The organism is Desulfitobacterium sp., assembly GCF_035539115.1.
Taxonomy (GTDB): Bacteria; Bacillota; Desulfitobacteriia; order Desulfitobacteriales; family Desulfitobacteriaceae; genus Desulfitobacterium_A.
The window spans coordinates 1-17,640 of record NZ_DATLJA010000096.1 but is presented as its reverse complement, the minus strand read 5'-3'; the positions used below and the strand labels follow the sequence as shown (position 1 = coordinate 17,640).

General features: G+C 43.5%; 17 protein-coding genes. 15 read left to right on the top strand and 2 right to left on the bottom strand.

The features are described from left to right. The first annotated feature begins 381 nt into the window (after window positions 1-381). The 3 genes from VM640_RS15540 (at window position 382) to VM640_RS15530 (ending at window position 4,524) form a co-directional block, all read left to right on the top strand. The gene (locus tag VM640_RS15540; RefSeq protein WP_325393849.1) at window positions 382-1,638 is read left to right on the top strand and encodes a competence/damage-inducible protein A; all 1,257 of its coding nucleotides are present in this window, start codon (window positions 382-384) and stop codon (window positions 1,636-1,638) included. Between the two features lie 4 nt (window positions 1,639-1,642). Next, entirely contained in the window at window positions 1,643-3,232 is a 1,590-nt protein-coding gene (locus VM640_RS15535; protein WP_325393847.1) for a DEAD/DEAH box helicase, read from the top strand. 587 nt (window positions 3,233-3,819) lie between these two features. Beyond that, on the top strand, window positions 3,820-4,524 hold the full coding sequence (locus VM640_RS15530; protein WP_325393845.1) for a TerC family protein: 705 nt from the start codon (window positions 3,820-3,822) through the stop codon (window positions 4,522-4,524). Window positions 4,525-4,610: 86 nt separating this feature from the next. Here VM640_RS15530 and VM640_RS17215 read toward each other — a convergent pair whose 3' ends face one another. Further along, window positions 4,611-4,694, bottom strand: a complete 84-nt coding sequence (locus tag VM640_RS17215; protein ID WP_414648018.1) for a helix-turn-helix domain-containing protein — start codon at window positions 4,692-4,694, stop codon at window positions 4,611-4,613. 192 nt (window positions 4,695-4,886) lie between these two features. Between VM640_RS17215 and recA the strand changes: the two genes are divergently transcribed. The 9 genes from recA (at window position 4,887) to VM640_RS15485 (ending at window position 13,452) form a co-directional block, all read left to right on the top strand. Further along, the gene (gene recA, locus VM640_RS15525; protein WP_325393843.1) at window positions 4,887-5,930 is read left to right on the top strand and encodes a recombinase RecA; all 1,044 of its coding nucleotides are present in this window, start codon (window positions 4,887-4,889) and stop codon (window positions 5,928-5,930) included. A 14-nt stretch (window positions 5,931-5,944) separates the two neighbouring features. Then, window positions 5,945-6,442 carry a regulatory protein RecX gene (locus VM640_RS15520; protein WP_325393841.1) on the top strand — a complete coding sequence of 166 codons (498 nt, stop codon included), beginning with the start codon at window positions 5,945-5,947 and terminating at the stop codon, window positions 6,440-6,442. 322 nt (window positions 6,443-6,764) lie between these two features. Continuing rightward, window positions 6,765-8,315: a ribonuclease Y gene (gene rny, locus VM640_RS15515; protein ID WP_325393839.1), complete on the top strand. Its 1,551-nt coding sequence runs from the start codon at window positions 6,765-6,767 to the stop codon at window positions 8,313-8,315. A gap of 257 nt (window positions 8,316-8,572) precedes the next feature. Beyond that, window positions 8,573-9,361 carry a TIGR00282 family metallophosphoesterase gene (locus VM640_RS15510; protein WP_325393837.1) on the top strand — a complete coding sequence of 263 codons (789 nt, stop codon included), beginning with the start codon at window positions 8,573-8,575 and terminating at the stop codon, window positions 9,359-9,361. 187 nt (window positions 9,362-9,548) lie between these two features. After that, window positions 9,549-9,818 carry a stage V sporulation protein S gene (locus VM640_RS15505; protein ID WP_325393835.1) on the top strand — a complete coding sequence of 90 codons (270 nt, stop codon included), beginning with the start codon at window positions 9,549-9,551 and terminating at the stop codon, window positions 9,816-9,818. A 213-nt stretch (window positions 9,819-10,031) separates the two neighbouring features. Then, a complete protein-coding gene (locus VM640_RS15500; protein WP_325393833.1) occupies window positions 10,032-10,982 on the top strand; it encodes a dipeptidase in 951 nt (316 codons plus the stop codon). Window positions 10,983-11,024: 42 nt separating this feature from the next. Further along, window positions 11,025-11,903 (top strand): PHP domain-containing protein, encoded by an 879-nt coding sequence (locus VM640_RS15495; RefSeq protein ID WP_325393831.1) that lies wholly within the window; start codon window positions 11,025-11,027, stop codon window positions 11,901-11,903. Between the two features lie 46 nt (window positions 11,904-11,949). Beyond that, window positions 11,950-13,116: an aminotransferase class I/II-fold pyridoxal phosphate-dependent enzyme gene (locus VM640_RS15490; RefSeq protein ID WP_325393829.1), complete on the top strand. Its 1,167-nt coding sequence runs from the start codon at window positions 11,950-11,952 to the stop codon at window positions 13,114-13,116. A gap of 39 nt (window positions 13,117-13,155) precedes the next feature. After that, window positions 13,156-13,452 carry a translation initiation factor 2 gene (locus VM640_RS15485; RefSeq protein ID WP_325393827.1) on the top strand — a complete coding sequence of 99 codons (297 nt, stop codon included), beginning with the start codon at window positions 13,156-13,158 and terminating at the stop codon, window positions 13,450-13,452. A 61-nt stretch (window positions 13,453-13,513) separates the two neighbouring features. On the opposite strand, the gene VM640_RS15480 is transcribed toward VM640_RS15485, so the two are convergent. Beyond that, window positions 13,514-14,020: an HD domain-containing protein gene (locus VM640_RS15480; protein WP_325393825.1), complete on the bottom strand. Its 507-nt coding sequence runs from the start codon at window positions 14,018-14,020 to the stop codon at window positions 13,514-13,516. Window positions 14,021-14,192: 172 nt separating this feature from the next. Here VM640_RS15480 and guaB point away from each other — a divergent pair, with 172 nt between their 5' ends. From guaB to uppP, 3 genes are all read left to right on the top strand, one after another. After that, window positions 14,193-15,647, top strand: coding sequence for an IMP dehydrogenase (gene guaB / locus VM640_RS15475; protein ID WP_325393823.1), 1,455 nt, complete (start codon window positions 14,193-14,195; stop codon window positions 15,645-15,647). Window positions 15,648-15,950: 303 nt separating this feature from the next. Next, window positions 15,951-16,532 carry a TetR/AcrR family transcriptional regulator gene (locus VM640_RS15470; RefSeq protein ID WP_325393822.1) on the top strand — a complete coding sequence of 194 codons (582 nt, stop codon included), beginning with the start codon at window positions 15,951-15,953 and terminating at the stop codon, window positions 16,530-16,532. Window positions 16,533-16,650: 118 nt separating this feature from the next. After that, window positions 16,651-17,430, top strand: coding sequence for an undecaprenyl-diphosphatase UppP (gene uppP, locus VM640_RS15465; RefSeq protein WP_325393820.1), 780 nt, complete (start codon window positions 16,651-16,653; stop codon window positions 17,428-17,430). The last annotated feature ends 210 nt before the right edge of the window (window positions 17,431-17,640 follow it).

Below are 17,640 nucleotides of genomic sequence, written 5' to 3'. Positions count from 1 at the left end.
TCAGCGATAAAGAAAACTTGGCTAGTACCAAGCCCTAGCGAAGGTGCTAGCCCTAGTTGCCTTATCCTGCCGGACATAAATACATGCATCGTAGGAGAATGAAAGCCGCTGGTTGCACTTATACTATCTGCCCCAAAATTTATACTTTCTGTTAGTATCAATTAAGCTCGGCGCTAGCCGAGCCTTTCCTAATTTACTTTAGGTTTAAAAACGATCTAGAGCAATTCAATAATAATAATATTTAGTATGAAGCAGGATAACTCTATTCTAGTTAAGAAATAAATAAAGACGCAATGGGAATCCTTATAAGAAGTGAGAATTCCCTAAAGATGGAGAATAATGCGTTAGTTTGCGTTTAATAGTGGAGAGTGATAAAATATAATGAAAGCTGAAATTATCGCTACGGGTACAGAGATACTACTCGGACAAACTCTAAATACCAGCGCCCATTATTTAACGGGCAAATTATCAGAGCTTGGGATTGAAGTGGATTACCATACCACAGTGGGGGATAACCGAGAACGGGTCGAACAGGTTTTGAGGCAAGCGATTAGCCGCTCAGATCTGGTGCTGACGACTGGCGGTACTGGGCCTACTGTTGATGATATGACGAAGGAATTAGTCGCTAAGGTCCTAGGCTTGAAATTGCAGCTCGATCCTTACAGCTTGGAGCACATCCAGCACTTTTTTTCGAGCCGCGGTTCAGTTATGCCTAAAACCGAAGAAAAAGAAGCATATTTCCCTGAAGGTTCAAAGGTTCTTAACAATGATCATGGAACGGCCCCAGGTGCAATTATCCAGCATGAGGGTGGAACGGTTGTGATCTTACCTGGCCCCCCGGCTGAAATGACACCCATGTTTGAGCACTCTGTTTTCCCATTCCTGGAAAAACAAGTCTCTATCAATATAAGGCGAATGTATAGCCGGGTGATCAAGATTTTTGGTTTGGGAGAATCGGAGATTGAACAGGTACTACAGGATTTGATGGGAAATGCCCAACTAGGGATGACACTGCTCGCAAAGCAATCAGAAATGCATATCCGATTGGTTGTGAGGACAGAGAATGAGCAGGAGGCCACAGCGCTTTTAGATAAGACTGAACAGATCATCCGGGAACGTTTGGGAGCTAAGGTATTCGGAATAAATGATGAAACCATGCTGGGAATTGTCAATGAGGCCGTTAAAACAAGACGATTAACGATCTCAACGGCGGAATCTTGTACTGGAGGGTTGCTTGGAGCAACTCTAACCCAAGAGGCTGGTAGTTCTGAGAACTATTTAGGTGGGGTCGTGAGCTATTCCAATTCATTTAAGGAGAAGTTTCTAGGGGTTAACCCCCAAACCCTGCAAACGTATGGAGCGGTTAGTTCAGAAACTGCATGCGAGATGGCGGCAGGAATGAAAGAGCGTTCAGGCTCTGATCTTGCTGTTGCAATTACAGGAATCGCAGGCCCAGGTGGAGGAAACGATGAAAAGCCGGTTGGCCTAGTCTATATTGGATTGGCCACTCCGGGAGGCGTCCAGACGAGCAAATTTCAGTTTCATGGTCAAAGGGAGTCGATCAGGCAGTTGTCGGTGATGGCTGCCTTAGACTTGGTACGTCACTATTTGTTAAAAGTTGAAAGGAGCACATTATAATTATATGGTAGAACGTTTACAATCCTTCGGGGAAATTGAATTAAGCAAGCAAATACTACAATCGCTTTCAGAAATGGGATTTGAGGAACCCTCTCCGATTCAGAAGGAGGCTATACCCTTAGCACTTGAAGGAATCGATTTAATCGGGCAAGCCCAGACAGGAACGGGTAAAACAGCAGCCTTTGGCATCCCGATCTGCGAAAAAGTGAATCCGAAGTTCCAAGCGGTTCAGGCTATTGTCTTAAGCCCGACGCGGGAACTAGCAGTGCAAGTGTCTGAGGAAATCGCGAAGATCGGTAAGTATCGACATGTTAAAATTTTGCCTATTTATGGTGGACAATCGATTGACCGTCAGATCCGAGCCCTTCGTTTTGGAAGTCAAGTGGTCGTGGGAACGCCAGGACGGATACTCGACCATTTAAAGCGGGGAACCTTGAAATTGCAATATGTCAAAATGGTCGTACTTGATGAAGCAGACGAAATGTTGGACATGGGCTTTGTGGAAGACATTGAACACATTTTGAAGGAAATCCCGACAGAAGAGCGGCAGGTCATGTTGTTTTCAGCAACCATGCCTCTAGCGATTCGTAAGTTAGCTAAAAATTACATGAAAGATCCTAAGTCTGTTGCGGTCAGCCGTGATGAATTGACTGTTCCTCTTACTGAACAAGTCTTTTATGAGACTCGGGATAAAATTAAGGTTGATGCACTTTGTCGAATTATTGATATGGAAGATATCGGACAAGCCATTATTTTTTGCCGGACAAAACGGGGTGTCGACGAGCTTGTTGCCGCTTTGGCACCTCGAGGATATTTTGCAGATGCCTTGCACGGGGATTTAAGTCAACAACAGCGAGATCGTGTGATGAAACACTTCCGGGAAGGCAAGATCGAACTGCTTGTGGCAACGGATGTCGCAGCCCGAGGCTTAGACATTAACAATGTAACCCACGTCATCAACTTCGATATCCCTCAGGATCCAGAATCCTATGTTCATCGGATTGGCCGGACAGGACGGGCTGGGCGTACAGGCAAAGCGATCACGCTGATTTCCTCACGTGAGTATCGTCAACTTCGCCTGATTGAACGCTTAATTAAGACACGCATTGTTCGGAAAGAACTTCCTTCTTTAGCCGATGTGAGTGAACGGCAAGCAGAAAATCTTAAAGAACAGCTTGTTAAGCTGTTACAAAAAGATCATTTGGCAACGTATCGGCCTATTGTCAGTGCTTTACTCGAAGAATATGACTCGATCGATGTTGCAGCGGCTGCTTTACAATTCGCGGTTGAGGGTGCGGAAGAACGTACTGATGATGAACAGGACCTGAGTTTTGAAAACACGGGAGCCACACCGGGAATGGTCCGGTTGTTTATGAATATTGGACGTCTTCAACAGATTAAACCCCAGGACATCATTCGCTGGATTGCTGACGAAAGCGGGATACCTGGTAATATTATTGGGATGATCAATATTTACGATAAATTTACCTTCGTTGAAGTTCCAGAAGAGCATGCGAACCGGGTACTAAGTTGCATGCACCAGAATTTCATTAAGGGACGGAAGGTTAATGTCGAGCCGGCAAAGGCTCGTTAAGGTTCAAACTGATATAATCTTCTATAAGCTTAAACTGTTGCGATAATGAAACAAAATTGCAACACGAAACAGTGCAACGATTCAGCAATGAAACGTTACACTGTTTTTTTTGTGAAAAACTTAGGAAAATATCATGGCAGACTGTAATGAAAAAAGCTTTAGAACGACGAATTGCAGCCTCAATTCAATCTTAGATAGAAAACTATTCTAATTATCCGGAAGGTTGGCACGATTCTTGCTTTACAATAATATAGAGACTTAGTAGACAAAGGAGGCGAGTATAGTGGCAAAAAAACTACCAGTCGTCCCAACAAAAATTGCGGGGAGTTTAGCTGTAGCTCCATCAGAAATAACGTAGCAGGAACAATATCACTATCCCGTAATCGCCGAAGGATATCGTTCAGGTCCTTTATCGTACTCATTATTGCAGTTATTTTGACGGCATGGAATAAGAGGGGATTATAGAGAGGACTCCTTCATTTTCTCAACAGAAGTTTTATATAATCCTGATCGATTGATAATCGAAGGATGCCCTCTATATTTCTGAAGTAAGATATATTACGTTAGAAAAAGGGGATGGCGAGTTCATGGTAGTTGGATTCTGGGCAACATTATTGAGCATAGTCATCATTAATTTAGTTTTAAGTGGAGATAATGCAGTGGTGATTGCTTTAGCGACACTCCGTTTGGGTAAAGAAGATAGAAAAAAAGGGATTTTTTGGGGAACACTTGGTGCAGTTGTCTTAAGAATTGGTCTAACTACGGTTGCAGCTATGTTATTGAAAATACCCTTTGTTCAGGCGACTGGGGGAATGCTCTTAATCTGGATCGCAATTAGACTGCTCAAGGAAGACAAAAATGAAGAGGAAATCAAGGCGGCATCAAGTCTCAGAGAAGCGATACAAACGATTATCTTTGCTGACTTATTGATGAGCTTAGACAATATACTCGCCGTAGCGGGTGCTTCCAATGGCAATCCCATTCTCCTGATTTTAGGGTTGGCAATTAGCATTCCTATCGTCATTTTTGGCAGTACTATTCTTTCGAATCTTATGAAGAAATGGCCTTGGATAGTTTCCATCGGGGCAGGTCTTCTAGGTTATACTGCGGGCGAAATGCTATTAAACGATAGCTTTTTTCATTTTCTTTCAGAAATTGAGATTCTTAATTATCTAATACCGGGTTTACTCGCCGTGGGAGTTATCATGATTGGAAATTTCTCGAAGACCAAGAAAGTAAAACGTACTGTACGAGAACGTGAGGAAGAAGATGATGAGAAAAGTGCCATTTAAGGGAGAGTCTGAGCGAAGAAATCAGAAAAGGGTTGGAAAGAAGTAATCTTTCTAACCCTTTTCTCTTCCTTGGTTTTGCATCATCGTCATAATGCAGCCCGACTGATACCCAAGTGTTTGGCTGTTAAAGATTTATTACCGGCACACTCTTCCAAAGTTTTCTGAATCAAGCCATCTTTCAATATGCGGTATCTCTTCCTGAAGGCTTTGGGGCTATCGTACTTAAGGACTTTTTTTGTCGGAGCTTGTATTATCTTACCAAAACGATTGACAAGGAAGAAGGATAAAGTATAATTAAATCGAACAAATGTTTTGTTTTTAACCTTTGAAATCTAAAATATTCGGTTTAAGGGGGAAAATAAATGGCGGGGATGGATAAACTGAAGGCTCTAGATATGGCTTTAAGCCAGATTGAAAAGCAGTTTGGGAAGGGTTCCATAATGAGACTGGGAGAAGCTTCGGCGAAAATGGCGGTTGATGTTATCCCGACAGGTGCCTTATCCTTGGATATAGCCTTGGGAGTTGGAGGAATACCACGGGGAAGAATGACCGAAATTTATGGCCCAGAATCCTCAGGAAAAACGACAGTGGCTTTGCATATTGTAGCTGAGTCACAGAAAATGGGTGGGACGGCAGCATTTATCGATGCCGAGCATGCCCTCGATCCTGTCTATGCGAAGGCGCTTGGTGTCGACATTGATAATTTACTCATTTCCCAGCCTGATACGGGAGAACAAGGGCTGGAAATTTGTGAAGCCTTAGTTCGGAGCGGAGCAGTTGATGTTGTGGTTATTGACTCCGTGGCAGCACTAGTGCCTCGGGCCGAAATCGAAGGCGAAATGGGAGATTCCCACGTTGGTTTACATGCTCGCTTAATGTCTCAGGCCTTGCGTAAATTAACGGGTGTTATTAGCAAAAGCCACACGGCCGTGATTTTCATTAATCAACTTCGCGAAAAGGTCGGAGTTATGTTTGGCAACCCGGAAACGACAACCGGTGGTCGGGCGTTAAAGTTCTACGCTACGATTCGTCTGGATGTGAGACGTATAGAGACCCTGAAGCAAGGACAAGACATGATTGGTAATCGGACAAAAGTCAAGGTCGCTAAGAATAAAGTCGCACCCCCATTTAAAACTGCAGAATTTGATATTATGTATGGCGAAGGGATTTCCCGCGAAGGGTGCATTGTTGACGTCGGTACAGATATGGATATTATCAATAAATCAGGTGCTTGGTACTCCTATAACGGAGAGAGATTAGGTCAAGGCAGAGAAAATGTTAAAGAATACTTGAAACAACATCCGGAGATTGCTGCGGGAATCGAACAAATAATTCGGGATAATATGATTCTTCCTGCGGCTCCTTCAGTCGATGATACTCAGGAATCCGTACGTGATGATGAGTAATAAGGCAGCGGGCAATGAAAAGTGCACTTGATACAGCCCTAACTTATCTAAGTAGGCGTGCCTTAACTCACTACGAACTTAAATTAAGACTTGAGAAGAAGGAATATTCCGAAACGGAAATACAGGAGGCCATGGAAAGAGTGGAAGGCTGGGGGTACGTTAATGACCAAGTCCTAGCTCTTTCCTTCGCTCAAACTAAGTTAGTGAGCTCTTCCCGCAAACGGGTTAAACAGGAATTATTAAGACGGGGGGTTGCCCCGTTGTTAGTCGAAGAAGCTTTGGAACAAGTTTTTGAGCCCGCTCAAGAATTATCCCAGTGTTTAGATTTGGCGAAGAAAATGTGGACTCAAGAGGGGAAACGCTGGGAAACTTCCTATCAATATAAGAAAACCTATGCTCATTTTCCCCGGGAACTTTTTCTTAAACAAAAGATAGGGCAGAAACTGGCCCAAAAAGGATATCCTCTGGAAGTCATAAGTCGGGTACTCGAAAAATCGTCGAGTTGGAATTAACCCAGCTCGATAGTTCTAAAAGTCGCTGAAAGCCGCAATATGAAGGATATTCTTGACAATTTTTTGGAAAGATATTAAACTCAATAAAGAAGCCTGTTTCCGTTAAATTAACCTTTAAGGTTTTCTTATAGATTTCATCGTTGTTAGTATAATTATGGCGGCCTTTAAACTAGCGCGTTTGGGTTTGTAGGAAACAGAAGACGAATCTATGAATTTTGTCTTTTCATGAGGTGTTTTATCGAAACTGGCGCGAATCCAGTTTTTTTAATTTACTTGAGTTAATTGATTAGATAAGCACAATGATAAGGGAGGTGAATTCCACTTGGAGGTTGGTATTTTAGTTTCTGGAGTGCTGGTGGTCATTATAGCACTTGGTATAGGTGGCTTTATAGGGTGGATCATTCGCAAAAATGCGTCTGAAAAAGCAATTGGTTCTGCTGAACAAGAAGCAAAACGTATGGTTGACAATGCTCAGACATTGGCTGAATCTAAACGCCGTGAATCAATTGTCGTGGCTAAAGAAGAAGTAATGCAAATTCGCAATGATGCTGAAAAAGAAGTACGTGAACGGCGTTCAGAAGTCCAACGCTTAGAACGGCGGGTTACGCAAAAAGAAGAAACACTTGATCGTAAAATGGAGTCACTGGAACGTAAGGAAGAAAACTTACATCGCAGAGAAGATGAGGCTGAAAAACTCCGAGAAAGTCTAGCGGCTGCTGTGGCGAAGGAAAAGGAAGAACTAGAACGTGTTTCCGGACTCTCAACAGAAGATGCTAAGCAAATACTCTTAAACAGTGTGGAAGAAGAAGTTCGCTATGAATCCGCAATTATGATTAAAGAGATCGAAACTCGGGCTAAGGAAGAAGCGGAAAAACGAGCCAAAAATATCATTTCGCTGGCGATTCAACGTTGTGCGGCAGATCATGTAGCCGAAACTACGGTCTCAGTTGTAGCTCTACCGAGCGATGAGATGAAAGGGAGAATCATCGGGCGTGAGGGTCGGAATATCCGGACTCTAGAAACCTTGACGGGCATTGACCTGATCATTGATGACACGCCGGAGGCTGTTATTCTTTCAGGATTTGATCCCATTCGAAGAGAAGTTGCTCGCATAGCTCTGGAAAAACTAATTGCCGATGGCCGAATTCATCCTGCACGGATCGAAGAAATGGTTGAAAAAGCGCAGAAAGAAGTGGAGCAAAAAATCCGTGAAGAGGGTGAACAAGCAACCTTTGATACTGGGGTGCATGGTCTTCATCCTGAGCTTATTAGGCTCTTGGGACGATTGAAATTCAGAACGAGCTATGGGCAAAATGTGCTTAAGCATTCGATTGAAGTTTCTCATCTTGCAGGCATGATGGCGGCAGAACTCGGTGTCGACGTTCAACTCGCTAAACGCGCTGGCTTATTACACGATATTGGTAAAGCGGCAGATCATGATACTGAAGGTACGCATGTTCAAATCGGAGTGGATCTCGCTAAAAAGTATAAAGAATCTACTGAGGTCATCCATGCGATTGAAGCTCATCACGGCGATGTCGACGCCAAGACGGTTGAAGCAGTTTTAGTAGCTGCAGCAGATGCAGTTTCAGCTGCCCGTCCGGGAGCACGTCGAGAAACCTTAGAATCTTATATCAAACGTTTGCAGAAATTAGAAGAGATTGCCAATACTTTTGAAGGAGTCGAAAAGTCCTTTGCTATCCAGGCTGGCCGCGAAGTTCGGATTATTGTGAAGCCGGATAAAATTGATGATGTTCTAGCTCCACGACTTGCGCATGAAATTAGCAAACGAATTGAAGGCGAACTCGAATATCCAGGGCAAATTAAAGTAGTTGTCATCCGTGAGACTCGTGCCGTCGATTATGCAAAATAAAGATTAAGTTCGTAAATAGATGAACCTTCGGGCTTAAAGCAGGTGATGAGAATTCACCTGCTTTAATTTTCCCCTCGTACGCTGAAAGTATTACTATTTGTTGGATTAAGCTAAGTAAGCAGGACTTTGGGAGAATGTGACGAAAGTAAAAAGTTTAGGGAATATACAAAGAGAGAAGACTAGAGCTAGGAGTTCAAGCGAAAATATAGTAGAAGTATGAAAAAACTTTATTAAAAAGATAGTGAAGGTGATTCTAATTGAATATCTTATTTATTGGTGATATTTTTGGGAATCCGGGCCGTAATTCGATCCGGATTTTTCTTAAGGAACTGAAAGATGAGTATAGTGTTGATGTCACAATTGCTAACGCCGAAAATTCAGCTGGAGGTAAGGGAATAACCAAAGATATAGCCAATGAACTCTATGGTGAAGGCATCGATTTTCTGACGATGGGTAATCATGTTTGGGATCAACGAAGTATCACAAGTTTCATTGATGAAGAAGCTCGACTGATTCGGCCAGCAAATTATCCCATCGGTGCTCCTGGAAAGGGGTATGGTTTTATCCGAATCGCCGGACATAAAGTCGGAGTTCTTAATCTCTCAGGACGGGTTTTTCTTCCTCCTTTGGATGACCCTTTTAGTATGAGCATCCGCTGGATCAATGAATTGGCGAAGGAAACGTCGATAATCATCGTAGATATTCATGCAGAAGCTACGTCAGAAAAAATTGCTTTGGGCTGGTTTCTGGATGGTAAAGTTACAGCTGTCCTAGGTACCCATACGCATGTGCAAACAGCAGATGCCAGAATCTTGCCGCAGGGCACGGCCTATATCACGGATGTCGGCATGACCGGACCTCGCGATTCTGTTTTAGGAGTGAAGAAAGAATTAATTATCAATCGTTTCCTAACCCAGATGCCGGTTAAATTCGAGGCGGCTTCAGGCCCGATTCAAATCAATGCAGTTGTAATTAATGTTGATGAAAGTACGGGTAAGGCACTGAGCATTACACCAATTCAAAAAACAACTGAAGGCAAAGCCTAAAGCAACTGATGTGTAGGATAACGTTCTGTGTATACGCTAGACAGCAATATTTGCAAGAATCTTTAATTATGTTCAAAGAATCTGAAAAATCATGTAATGGAAAAGAGGATTTCTTTTTCCTATCGAGAATACAGTATCAGGGTAGTGGAAATACATGTCAGCTGAATTGAACAGGAGGTTGTCGTTCATGGATGTGTTAAAAGTCTCAGCTAAGTCTAGCCCAAATTCTGTAGCAGGAGCTCTGGCTGGAGTACTCCGCGAAAAGGGCGGTGCAGAATTACAGGCCGTAGGTGCAGGAGCGCTGAACCAAGCTGTTAAGGCAGTGGCCATTGCAAGAGGGTTCGTAGCTCCGAGTGGAGTAGATCTTATTTGTATTCCTGCTTTCACGGACATTCTAATTGACGGAGAAGAGAGAACGGCAATTAAGCTCATCGTTGAACCTCGTGAATCTCGTTGAATCTCCTTAATCTTGTGAATAGGTAACAAGAAAGCGCACTTGTTTGCTTCGGCAGTCAGGTGCTTTCTTAATCATACGATCTATGTATTTATGCCCGGCAGGATAAGGCAACAAGGCTTCCACCTTCACAAGGCCTAGTGTAAGCCAGGCTTTCTATATGCTGCGACGAAAGTATATAATAGTTTCTTCATGTGAAAGGAGAGAGAATGAACTTTGCTTAAACCGTGGGTCATTGACGGACATTGTGATAGTATAGGCGACTATATTAGAGGTAAAAGAACCCTGAGATTAGGTAATGAAGGTGGACACTGGGATTTGGAACGGGCCAAGGCAGGGGGAATGATTCTTCAAATTATGGCTTGCTTTATAGAAAGCGAGTTCAAACCAGGCTTGGCATCGAGAAGAGGGCTAGAACTGATTCATTCCGCACAGCGATTTATCAATGAAAATCAGGATGGGGTTTTTCTGATTCGCTGTCAACAGGATCTAAACCAGCTTCCCAGCCCCGATAAATTAGGCATTCTGCTCTGCGTTGAAGGCGGGGAAGTTCTAGGAGAAAGTCTATTTATGTTGGACATTATCTATGAACTGGGAGTAAGGGCTCTGGGGTTAACCTGGAACCAACGTAATGCTTTAGCCGATGGAGTAGGTGAACAGACGAATAGTCGCTTGACCCGCTTGGGCCAAAGTGTTATCCGACGAATGAATGAATTGGGAATGCTGATTGATGTCTCACATCTCAATGAGGCAGGTTTCTGGAATGTTCTGGAGTTGAGTACTGCCCCAATCGTAGCTTCTCATTCTTGTGCCTACGCCGTTTGCGAGCATCCACGAAATTTGACCGATGAGCAACTAAAAGCACTCGCTCGAAATCACGGTCTAGTGGGGGTGAATTTTTATGCGCGTTTTCTGACAGAAAAGGGGGAAGCGACTTTAGATCATGTTGTGCAACACATCGCACATATTGCTGAGGTAGCGGGTGTGGAAACGATTGGGTTGGGGTCAGATTTTGATGGGATTGATCAGGCTCCAAGGGGTTTAGAGGATGCCACGAAATATCCGAATCTAGCAGAAGCGTTACGCAAGGCAGGATTTTGTGAGGAGGAAATCACACAAATCTTTTTTAAGAATTTTAGGCGTTTATTGTTGAACGTGATAAAATGAATAGGTATATGGTTTGGATTTTCGTGAAAAGAGGAAAACATCATGCTTACACAATCTTCGAGTTTTCCAGAGGTAGATTTGCATTGTCACACGACATCATCCGATGGTTTATTCACACCAAGGGGGCTTATTCAAGAGGCTTCCAAGCTGGGGCTGAAAGCAGTCGGAATAACGGATCATGACACCATCAGTGGTTGGGGTGAGGGATTAAAAGCGGGAGAGGAGTATGGTGTCGAAATTCTTCGAGGGATCGAGTTGAATACAGAGTGGCAAGGGTTAGAGGTCCATATCCTCGGTTATGAGCCTGATCCGGAATCAGGCCAGTTTCAGGAGAAACTTCAAGAACTCCGCGAGGCTAGAATCAGGAGAATGTTGAAGATCTTGGGTCGCTTACACGACTTGAAAATAGAAATCACGGTCGAAGAGATTAAAGCAATTGCCTTAGGTGAGTCTGTCGGTCGCCCGCATGTTGCGCAAGCGCTTATGCAGCGTGGATATGTAAAAACAATTAAAGAGGCGTTTGATTCATATATTGGGATAGGAGCTCTAGCCTACATTCCCCGTCTAAAGCTTACTCCGGAGGAAGGGATTAAGCTTATTCGGACAGCTGGCGGTGTAGCCGTTTTAGCTCATCCTGGAGTGCACCAGCTTAGAAATCAAATCTCGTCCTGGGTTAAAGTGGGGTTACAGGGAATAGAAGTGAGCCATTCTGAACATACCCCTGAGGATGAACGAGATTACAGCATTATAGCGGAACAGTTTCATTTAATTAAGACGGGAGGTTCAGATTTCCATGGGGAAGAACGCAAGCCTGAGGTTAAACTCGGAGGCTGGGGAGTTTCCTATGAGGTCGTCAAGCAAATCCGTCAGTTAGCCATAAGTCAAAAGGGAAAAGCAAACTTACTCCCGATGGAGTTTTAAATTACGCCAGTCTTCGAAAGAAAATAGCTAGAATAGGAGGAAAAAGATGAAAGCACAGCGTCTACAAGGGTTAGGAGCCTCAGTATTTACAGAGATGGATAATCTCAAACTTGATTTACAAGCGCAGGGAAAAGATCTCATCAACTTAAGTATCGGTAGTCCAGACCGACCACCGTCCTTAGACATAAGAAAAGTGCTGAGTCAGGCGGCATTGGATGGAGCACAATATGGCTATACCTTAAGTCGAGGAACGAAGGAATTTAGGGAAAGCTGTGCAAATTGGTATAAGGAACGCTTTGGGGTGAGCTTAGATCCGGAATCTGAAGTCCTGCCGTTGATAGGCTCTCAAGATGGACTAGCGCATGTCTTCTTGGCGTTGATTGACCCTGGTGAGTTGGCCTTTATACCTGATCCAGGCTATCCAATTTATACAGCAGGTCTTGTTCTCGCGGGTGGGCGAAAGGTTTCGCTACCCTTATTAGCTGAAAATAAATTTTTGCCGGATTTAGATGCGATTGATCCTGAGCTTGCGCATAAAGCCAAACTTATGGTATTAAATTATCCGAACAATCCTACAGCTGCCGTCGCCCCGTTAGAATTTTTCAATAAGGTTGTCAAATTCGCGCAAACCTATGATATTATTATTTGCCATGATGTGGCCTATTCAGAGCTTGCTTATGACGGCTATCGACCTGTGAGCTTCTTGCAAGCAGAGGAAGCCAAAAAGGTTGGCGTTGAGTTCCATTCCTTATCCAAAACCTATAATTTTGCGGGAGCGCGGTTAGGGTTTGTCGTCGGCAATCCCGAGGTTATTGAAGCACTGAGTGAACTTAAATCAAATATCGATTACGGCATATTTGCTCCGATCTTGAAAGCAGGCTCCTATGCGTTAAGCACTCCTCAACCTCAAGTGGAAGAGACCCGGGCAACTTACCAAAAGAGGAGAGATGTTTGGATTCAGGGATGTGCTGAAGCGGGGTGGAGGATTCCTGTCCCGAAGGGGTCGATGTTCATTTGGGCACCCGTTCCAACGAAGCAAGACTCCTTAACCTTTGCTACTGAGTTAGCGCGTGAAGCGGGCGTGATTGTCGTTCCAGGAGTCGGTTTTGGCGAATACGGAGAGGGATTCGTCCGGATTGCTTTAGTTCAGGAAGAAGATGTTCTTCGTGAAGCTGTAAGGAGAGTGCAAGAGTATTTAAACTGCAAGGATTAAATAACATTTCTCGGGCATAGAATATAGAGGAAACGATATATGAAAGTGCCGGGGGTGTACGGCTTGAATAGCCAAGATGAATTAAAAAATCTTCGCGAAGAGTTGCGAGTTACAAAGTTCCGCGTGAATGAATTGGAGCAGCGGATTGAACATTTAAGAGTGAGTCGGAGGGTCTTGATGAACCTGCTGGAAAAAGTGGAACGGGAAAAAGTGACTCTAGTTCACAAGCTGGAAAAAGAAAACGTTCGGTTACAACGGGATAATACTCGGTTTGCCAAATGGATCTTTTCAAAAAACCGTAAAATAATGGAATTACAGGAAGAAATCGAAAAATAAATAGAGAAAGCCTAAACCTTGAACCCAAGTCTTAGGCTTTCTCTATTTATTTTCATCTTCTCTAATGACGGTTATCTGCGGCGTGAAGTAACTTTCCCGCCTCAGAACGTGGGGTATGATGGTAACGGATTAGTTCTACGACCTCTTCATTTAAGCCAGCCTGAGAGGCAAGTTTTGCTCCCCATTCAGGATGTTCCTGAGCCAAGGTGAGTGGAAGTGATAACGCTTGATAATTTGTGAGCGCTTTGAGGGATTTCTGAAGCGTATACGGAAGTTTGGCACACAGGACGATATATATTCTCTGCCAGATTTTTAAGGGGTAGCATGTTTTGCCACAATCATGCAGAAGAGCGGCTTGAATTAAAATGCTTTTCTGAGAAGAGGGCAGATGCGTCTGATTTTGCAGCAAATCAATGGCCACATCGAGTGCATGTCGTTGGTCAGCAGGTGATTGTTCCTCAAACAGGGAAATTGGAGCTGCAGATAAAAAAGACTGGACAAGGCGAATATCTTCAGAGCTGATCCGAGGAAATAAGCCATGATAAAATTGCAGAATCCGATAAAACATCGCGCACCTCCTCAAAGACTCGGAGCCTTTTCTATCATAGCATTTTTTAGGTAGGGGGTGAATGAGAATTTCAGCGACTAGGTTTTACATTCTTTGCAGTTTTATAAAAAATACTACTATATTGGTCGATATTCTGATATACTAATTAGAAAACATTCGAAAGGAGTTTAATATGTTTTCAGACAAAATTATTGGTGAAGGTCTTACGTTTGATGATGTCTTACTTGTGCCCGCGAAATCGGATGTGCTTCCCCGCGATGTGGATGTCAGCACCTATCTGACCCCTAAAATTAAACTTAATATTCCGTTGATGAGTGCAGGAATGGATACCGTTACGGATTCACGGATGGCGATTGCGATGGCTCGTGAAGGTGGAATCGGGATTATTCACAAGAATATGAGCATCGAGCAACAGGCCATGGAAGTGAATAAGGTTAAACGTTCCGAACATGGCGTCATTACTGATCCTATATTTTTACACCCGAATGACAAGATCCAAGATTGCTTGGATTTAATGGCACGCTATCGGATTTCAGGCGTTCCCATAACAGTCGAGGGGAAACTGGTTGGGATTTTAACAAATCGAGACCTGCGTTTTGTCAAGGACTTTGACCGTTTCATTGGTGAGGTCATGACCAAGGAAAACTTAGTGACGGCTCCGGTGGGGACGACTTTGGAACATGCTAAAGAAATTTTAGCGCACCATCGCATTGAAAAGCTTCCAATCGTTGATGGAGACGGTTATCTTAAAGGGCTAATCACGATTAAGGATATCGAGAAAGCCCGACAATACCCCAATTCGGCTAAAGATGAGAGAGGCCGTTTACGGGTAGGAGCAGCCGTTGGGGTCACTGCGGATACGATTGAACGCGCCGATGCTTTATATAAGGCAGGAGCAGATGTTATTGTACTTGATACCGCTCATGGTCACTCCCGCGGCGTTCTCCAAATGGTCAGGGAATTGCGTGAAGCCTTTCCAGAGTTGCAAATTATTGCAGGTAACGTAGCGACCGCAAAGGCAACTCGCGCTTTGATTGAGGCGGGTGCCGACGCTATTAAGGTTGGAATCGGACCGGGTTCAATTTGCACGACTAGGGTTGTCGCTGGAATTGGTGTTCCACAAATTACAGCGATCATGAATTGTTCTGAAGAGGCAAGTAAACATGGAATTCCGATTATTGGCGATGGTGGAATTAAATTTTCCGGGGATATCGTGAAGGCTTTAGCGGCAGGTGCAAACACAGTGATGATCGGGAGTCTCTTCGCTGGTACAGAAGAAAGCCCAGGAGATACAGAAATTTATCAAGGTCGAAGTTTTAAAGTCTATCGTGGTATGGGTTCTATCTCGGCTATGAAGGCTGGAAGCCGAGATCGCTACTTCCAGGAAAAAGAACAAAAACTTGTTCCAGAAGGAATTGAGGGTAGGGTTCCGTTTAAGGGCTCTATGGCTGATACGGTCTATCAGATGATTGGTGGCTTACGTGCTGGCATGGGATATTGCGGGGCGAAAAACCTTGAAGTGCTAAGGACGGAAAGCCAGTTTATCCGGATGACGCAAGCGGGTCTCAGGGAAAGCCATCCTCATGATGTAACGATTACCAAAGAATCCCCAAACTATAGTCTTTAAAAACTTTATATAGCAACCTTATTTCAGGTGGAGTTTTGATGGCTCCACCTGAATTTAGTTGAACCTTCTTAGGAGGTAAATTTTGAAATATAGTGCATCTCAAGAACCTAGACCGAATCTCAAACTCTGGCATTTTGGCTTGCTTATTCTTGCATTCTATATTTTGGGAGTGAATATTTCACCGAAGTCTCGATTACCTCAGAGCTGATTAGGATAAAGTTCCTCTTCCTAGAAGGAAATATATGGATACTGGCGAATTAATGAAAATAACTTGTTTACCATATACTGGAAAGGATGGTTTCTATGTCTGAAATCTCACGTCGCGAGAGAAAAAAGCAGGAAACATACGAACGACTTTATAACACAGCTCTCCAGCTCTTTCAAACTCAGGGTTATGAAACGACCTCGGTTGAACGAATTACTCAATGTGCAGATGTGGGTAAGGGTACGTTCTATAATTACTTTGAATCGAAGGAAGCAGTAGTCTTGGAATTTTCGCGACGTCGTTATCAAGAATTAATCCAGATTGGACGGCAAACGCAAAGGAATACGATTCGCGAGAGGTTATCTGACTTGCTGGAGGCTTGGGCTGATTTTATGGTGCACGAACGCGAGATTGCCTGGGTCACCATAAAAAACAGGGATTATGCTGAACTGGATAAAGGGCTTCATTATGGAATTATTGGGGTATTAACATATGGGCAGCGGGAAGGTGAAATCTCGGATCGTTTCAATCCAGGTTTTTTAGCAGAAAGTCTGGAAGGGATGGTCTTGCAACATTTCATTCATTGGCACGTCACTCAGGAAGGGGACCTTAAAGAAGAAATGCAAAGGATTATTAGCCTTTTCCTTGAAGGATTGTCCGAACAAAAAATTAAAGCCTAGCCACAGTCCTCCAGCAAGTAGTTAGCAAAGAATCCTGTTAAAGGATAGTTAAAATAGTTTAACTATCCTTTGATTGTGATATAGTTATAGGGTACAAAAATAATGGAGGATTAAAAAAGTGACGATTTTTCAAGCTATAATTATGGGGATTGTTCAAGGATTGGGAGAGTTTTTGCCCATTTCCAGTTCGGCACATCTTGTTTTGCTTCCTTGGTTGTTCGGCTGGAAAGATATGGGTCTAACCTTTGATGTCGCCTTACATATGGGGACACTCTTAGCTGTTGTTCTTTATTTCTGGAAGGATTGGGTGAGTTTATTTAAAGGCGCACTCAGGCGAAAACCTTCGAACGAAAAACGTTTATTCTGGTATTTGATTATTGCCACAGTTCCAGGTGCGCTTATCGGATATGCCTTAGAGGACAAAGCGGCAACTGTTTTTCGCTCTCCGCTTTTGATTGGCAGTATGCTTATCTTGATGGGCTTGATTCTTTACTGGGCAGATAGGAAGCGTCAACTGAGAACGTTAGAAACCATGACTTTGATGGATGCCGTACTGATTGGCTTATCTCAAGCGTTGGCAATTATCCCGGGTGTTTCAAGGGCTGGAAGTACGATGACGGCTGCTCGCTTACTTTCCTTGACCCGGGAAGATGCGGCCAGGTTCTCATTTTTATTATCTACTCCGATTATCATGGGAGCAGGACTTCTCAGTGTCCGCCACCTGAACGCTTCGGATATCAATCTCGCCTTTGTTGTAGGAATTATTACTGCTTTTATTGTCGGGCTATTAAGTATTTCATTTTTATTGAGATATTTAAAAACGAGTAACTTTAAAATTTTCGTGATCTATCGTTTTATTGTCGGACTGGGTGTTATTCTATTATTTCTTTTTAGGTAGAGCTTGAAGAGGCGTATGGTGAGAACTATGCGCCCTCTCTTTTTATACTAACAGAAAGTATAAATTTCCGGCAGATAAACTCTAAGTGCAACCAGCGGTTTTCGCTTTCCTACGATGCAAGTAGTTAAGTCCGGCAGGATAAGGCGACTAAGGCCATCGCTTTGGCGCTGGCCAAGTCTTCTTTATCGCAAAGCTCGGCGAAAGCCGGGT

Coding starts and splice junctions, on each gene's coding strand:
- VM640_RS15520 (WP_325393841.1), top strand. CDS start 5,945: ATGAAAAGTGCACTTGATACAGCCCTAACTTATCTAAGTAGGCGTGCC.
- VM640_RS15470 (WP_325393822.1), top strand. CDS start 15,951: ATGTCTGAAATCTCACGTCGCGAGAGAAAAAAGCAGGAAACATACGAA.
- VM640_RS15530 (WP_325393845.1), top strand. CDS start 3,820: ATGGTAGTTGGATTCTGGGCAACATTATTGAGCATAGTCATCATTAAT.
- VM640_RS15485 (WP_325393827.1), top strand. CDS start 13,156: ATGAAAGTGCCGGGGGTGTACGGCTTGAATAGCCAAGATGAATTAAAA.
- VM640_RS15495 (WP_325393831.1), top strand. CDS start 11,025: ATGCTTACACAATCTTCGAGTTTTCCAGAGGTAGATTTGCATTGTCAC.
- VM640_RS15535 (WP_325393847.1), top strand. CDS start 1,643: ATGGTAGAACGTTTACAATCCTTCGGGGAAATTGAATTAAGCAAGCAA.
- VM640_RS15540 (WP_325393849.1), top strand. CDS start 382: ATGAAAGCTGAAATTATCGCTACGGGTACAGAGATACTACTCGGACAA.
- VM640_RS15505 (WP_325393835.1), top strand. CDS start 9,549: ATGGATGTGTTAAAAGTCTCAGCTAAGTCTAGCCCAAATTCTGTAGCA.
- VM640_RS15490 (WP_325393829.1), top strand. CDS start 11,950: ATGAAAGCACAGCGTCTACAAGGGTTAGGAGCCTCAGTATTTACAGAG.
- guaB (WP_325393823.1), top strand. CDS start 14,193: ATGTTTTCAGACAAAATTATTGGTGAAGGTCTTACGTTTGATGATGTC.
- recA (WP_325393843.1), top strand. CDS start 4,887: ATGGCGGGGATGGATAAACTGAAGGCTCTAGATATGGCTTTAAGCCAG.
- VM640_RS15480 (WP_325393825.1), bottom strand. CDS start 14,020: ATGTTTTATCGGATTCTGCAATTTTATCATGGCTTATTTCCTCGGATC.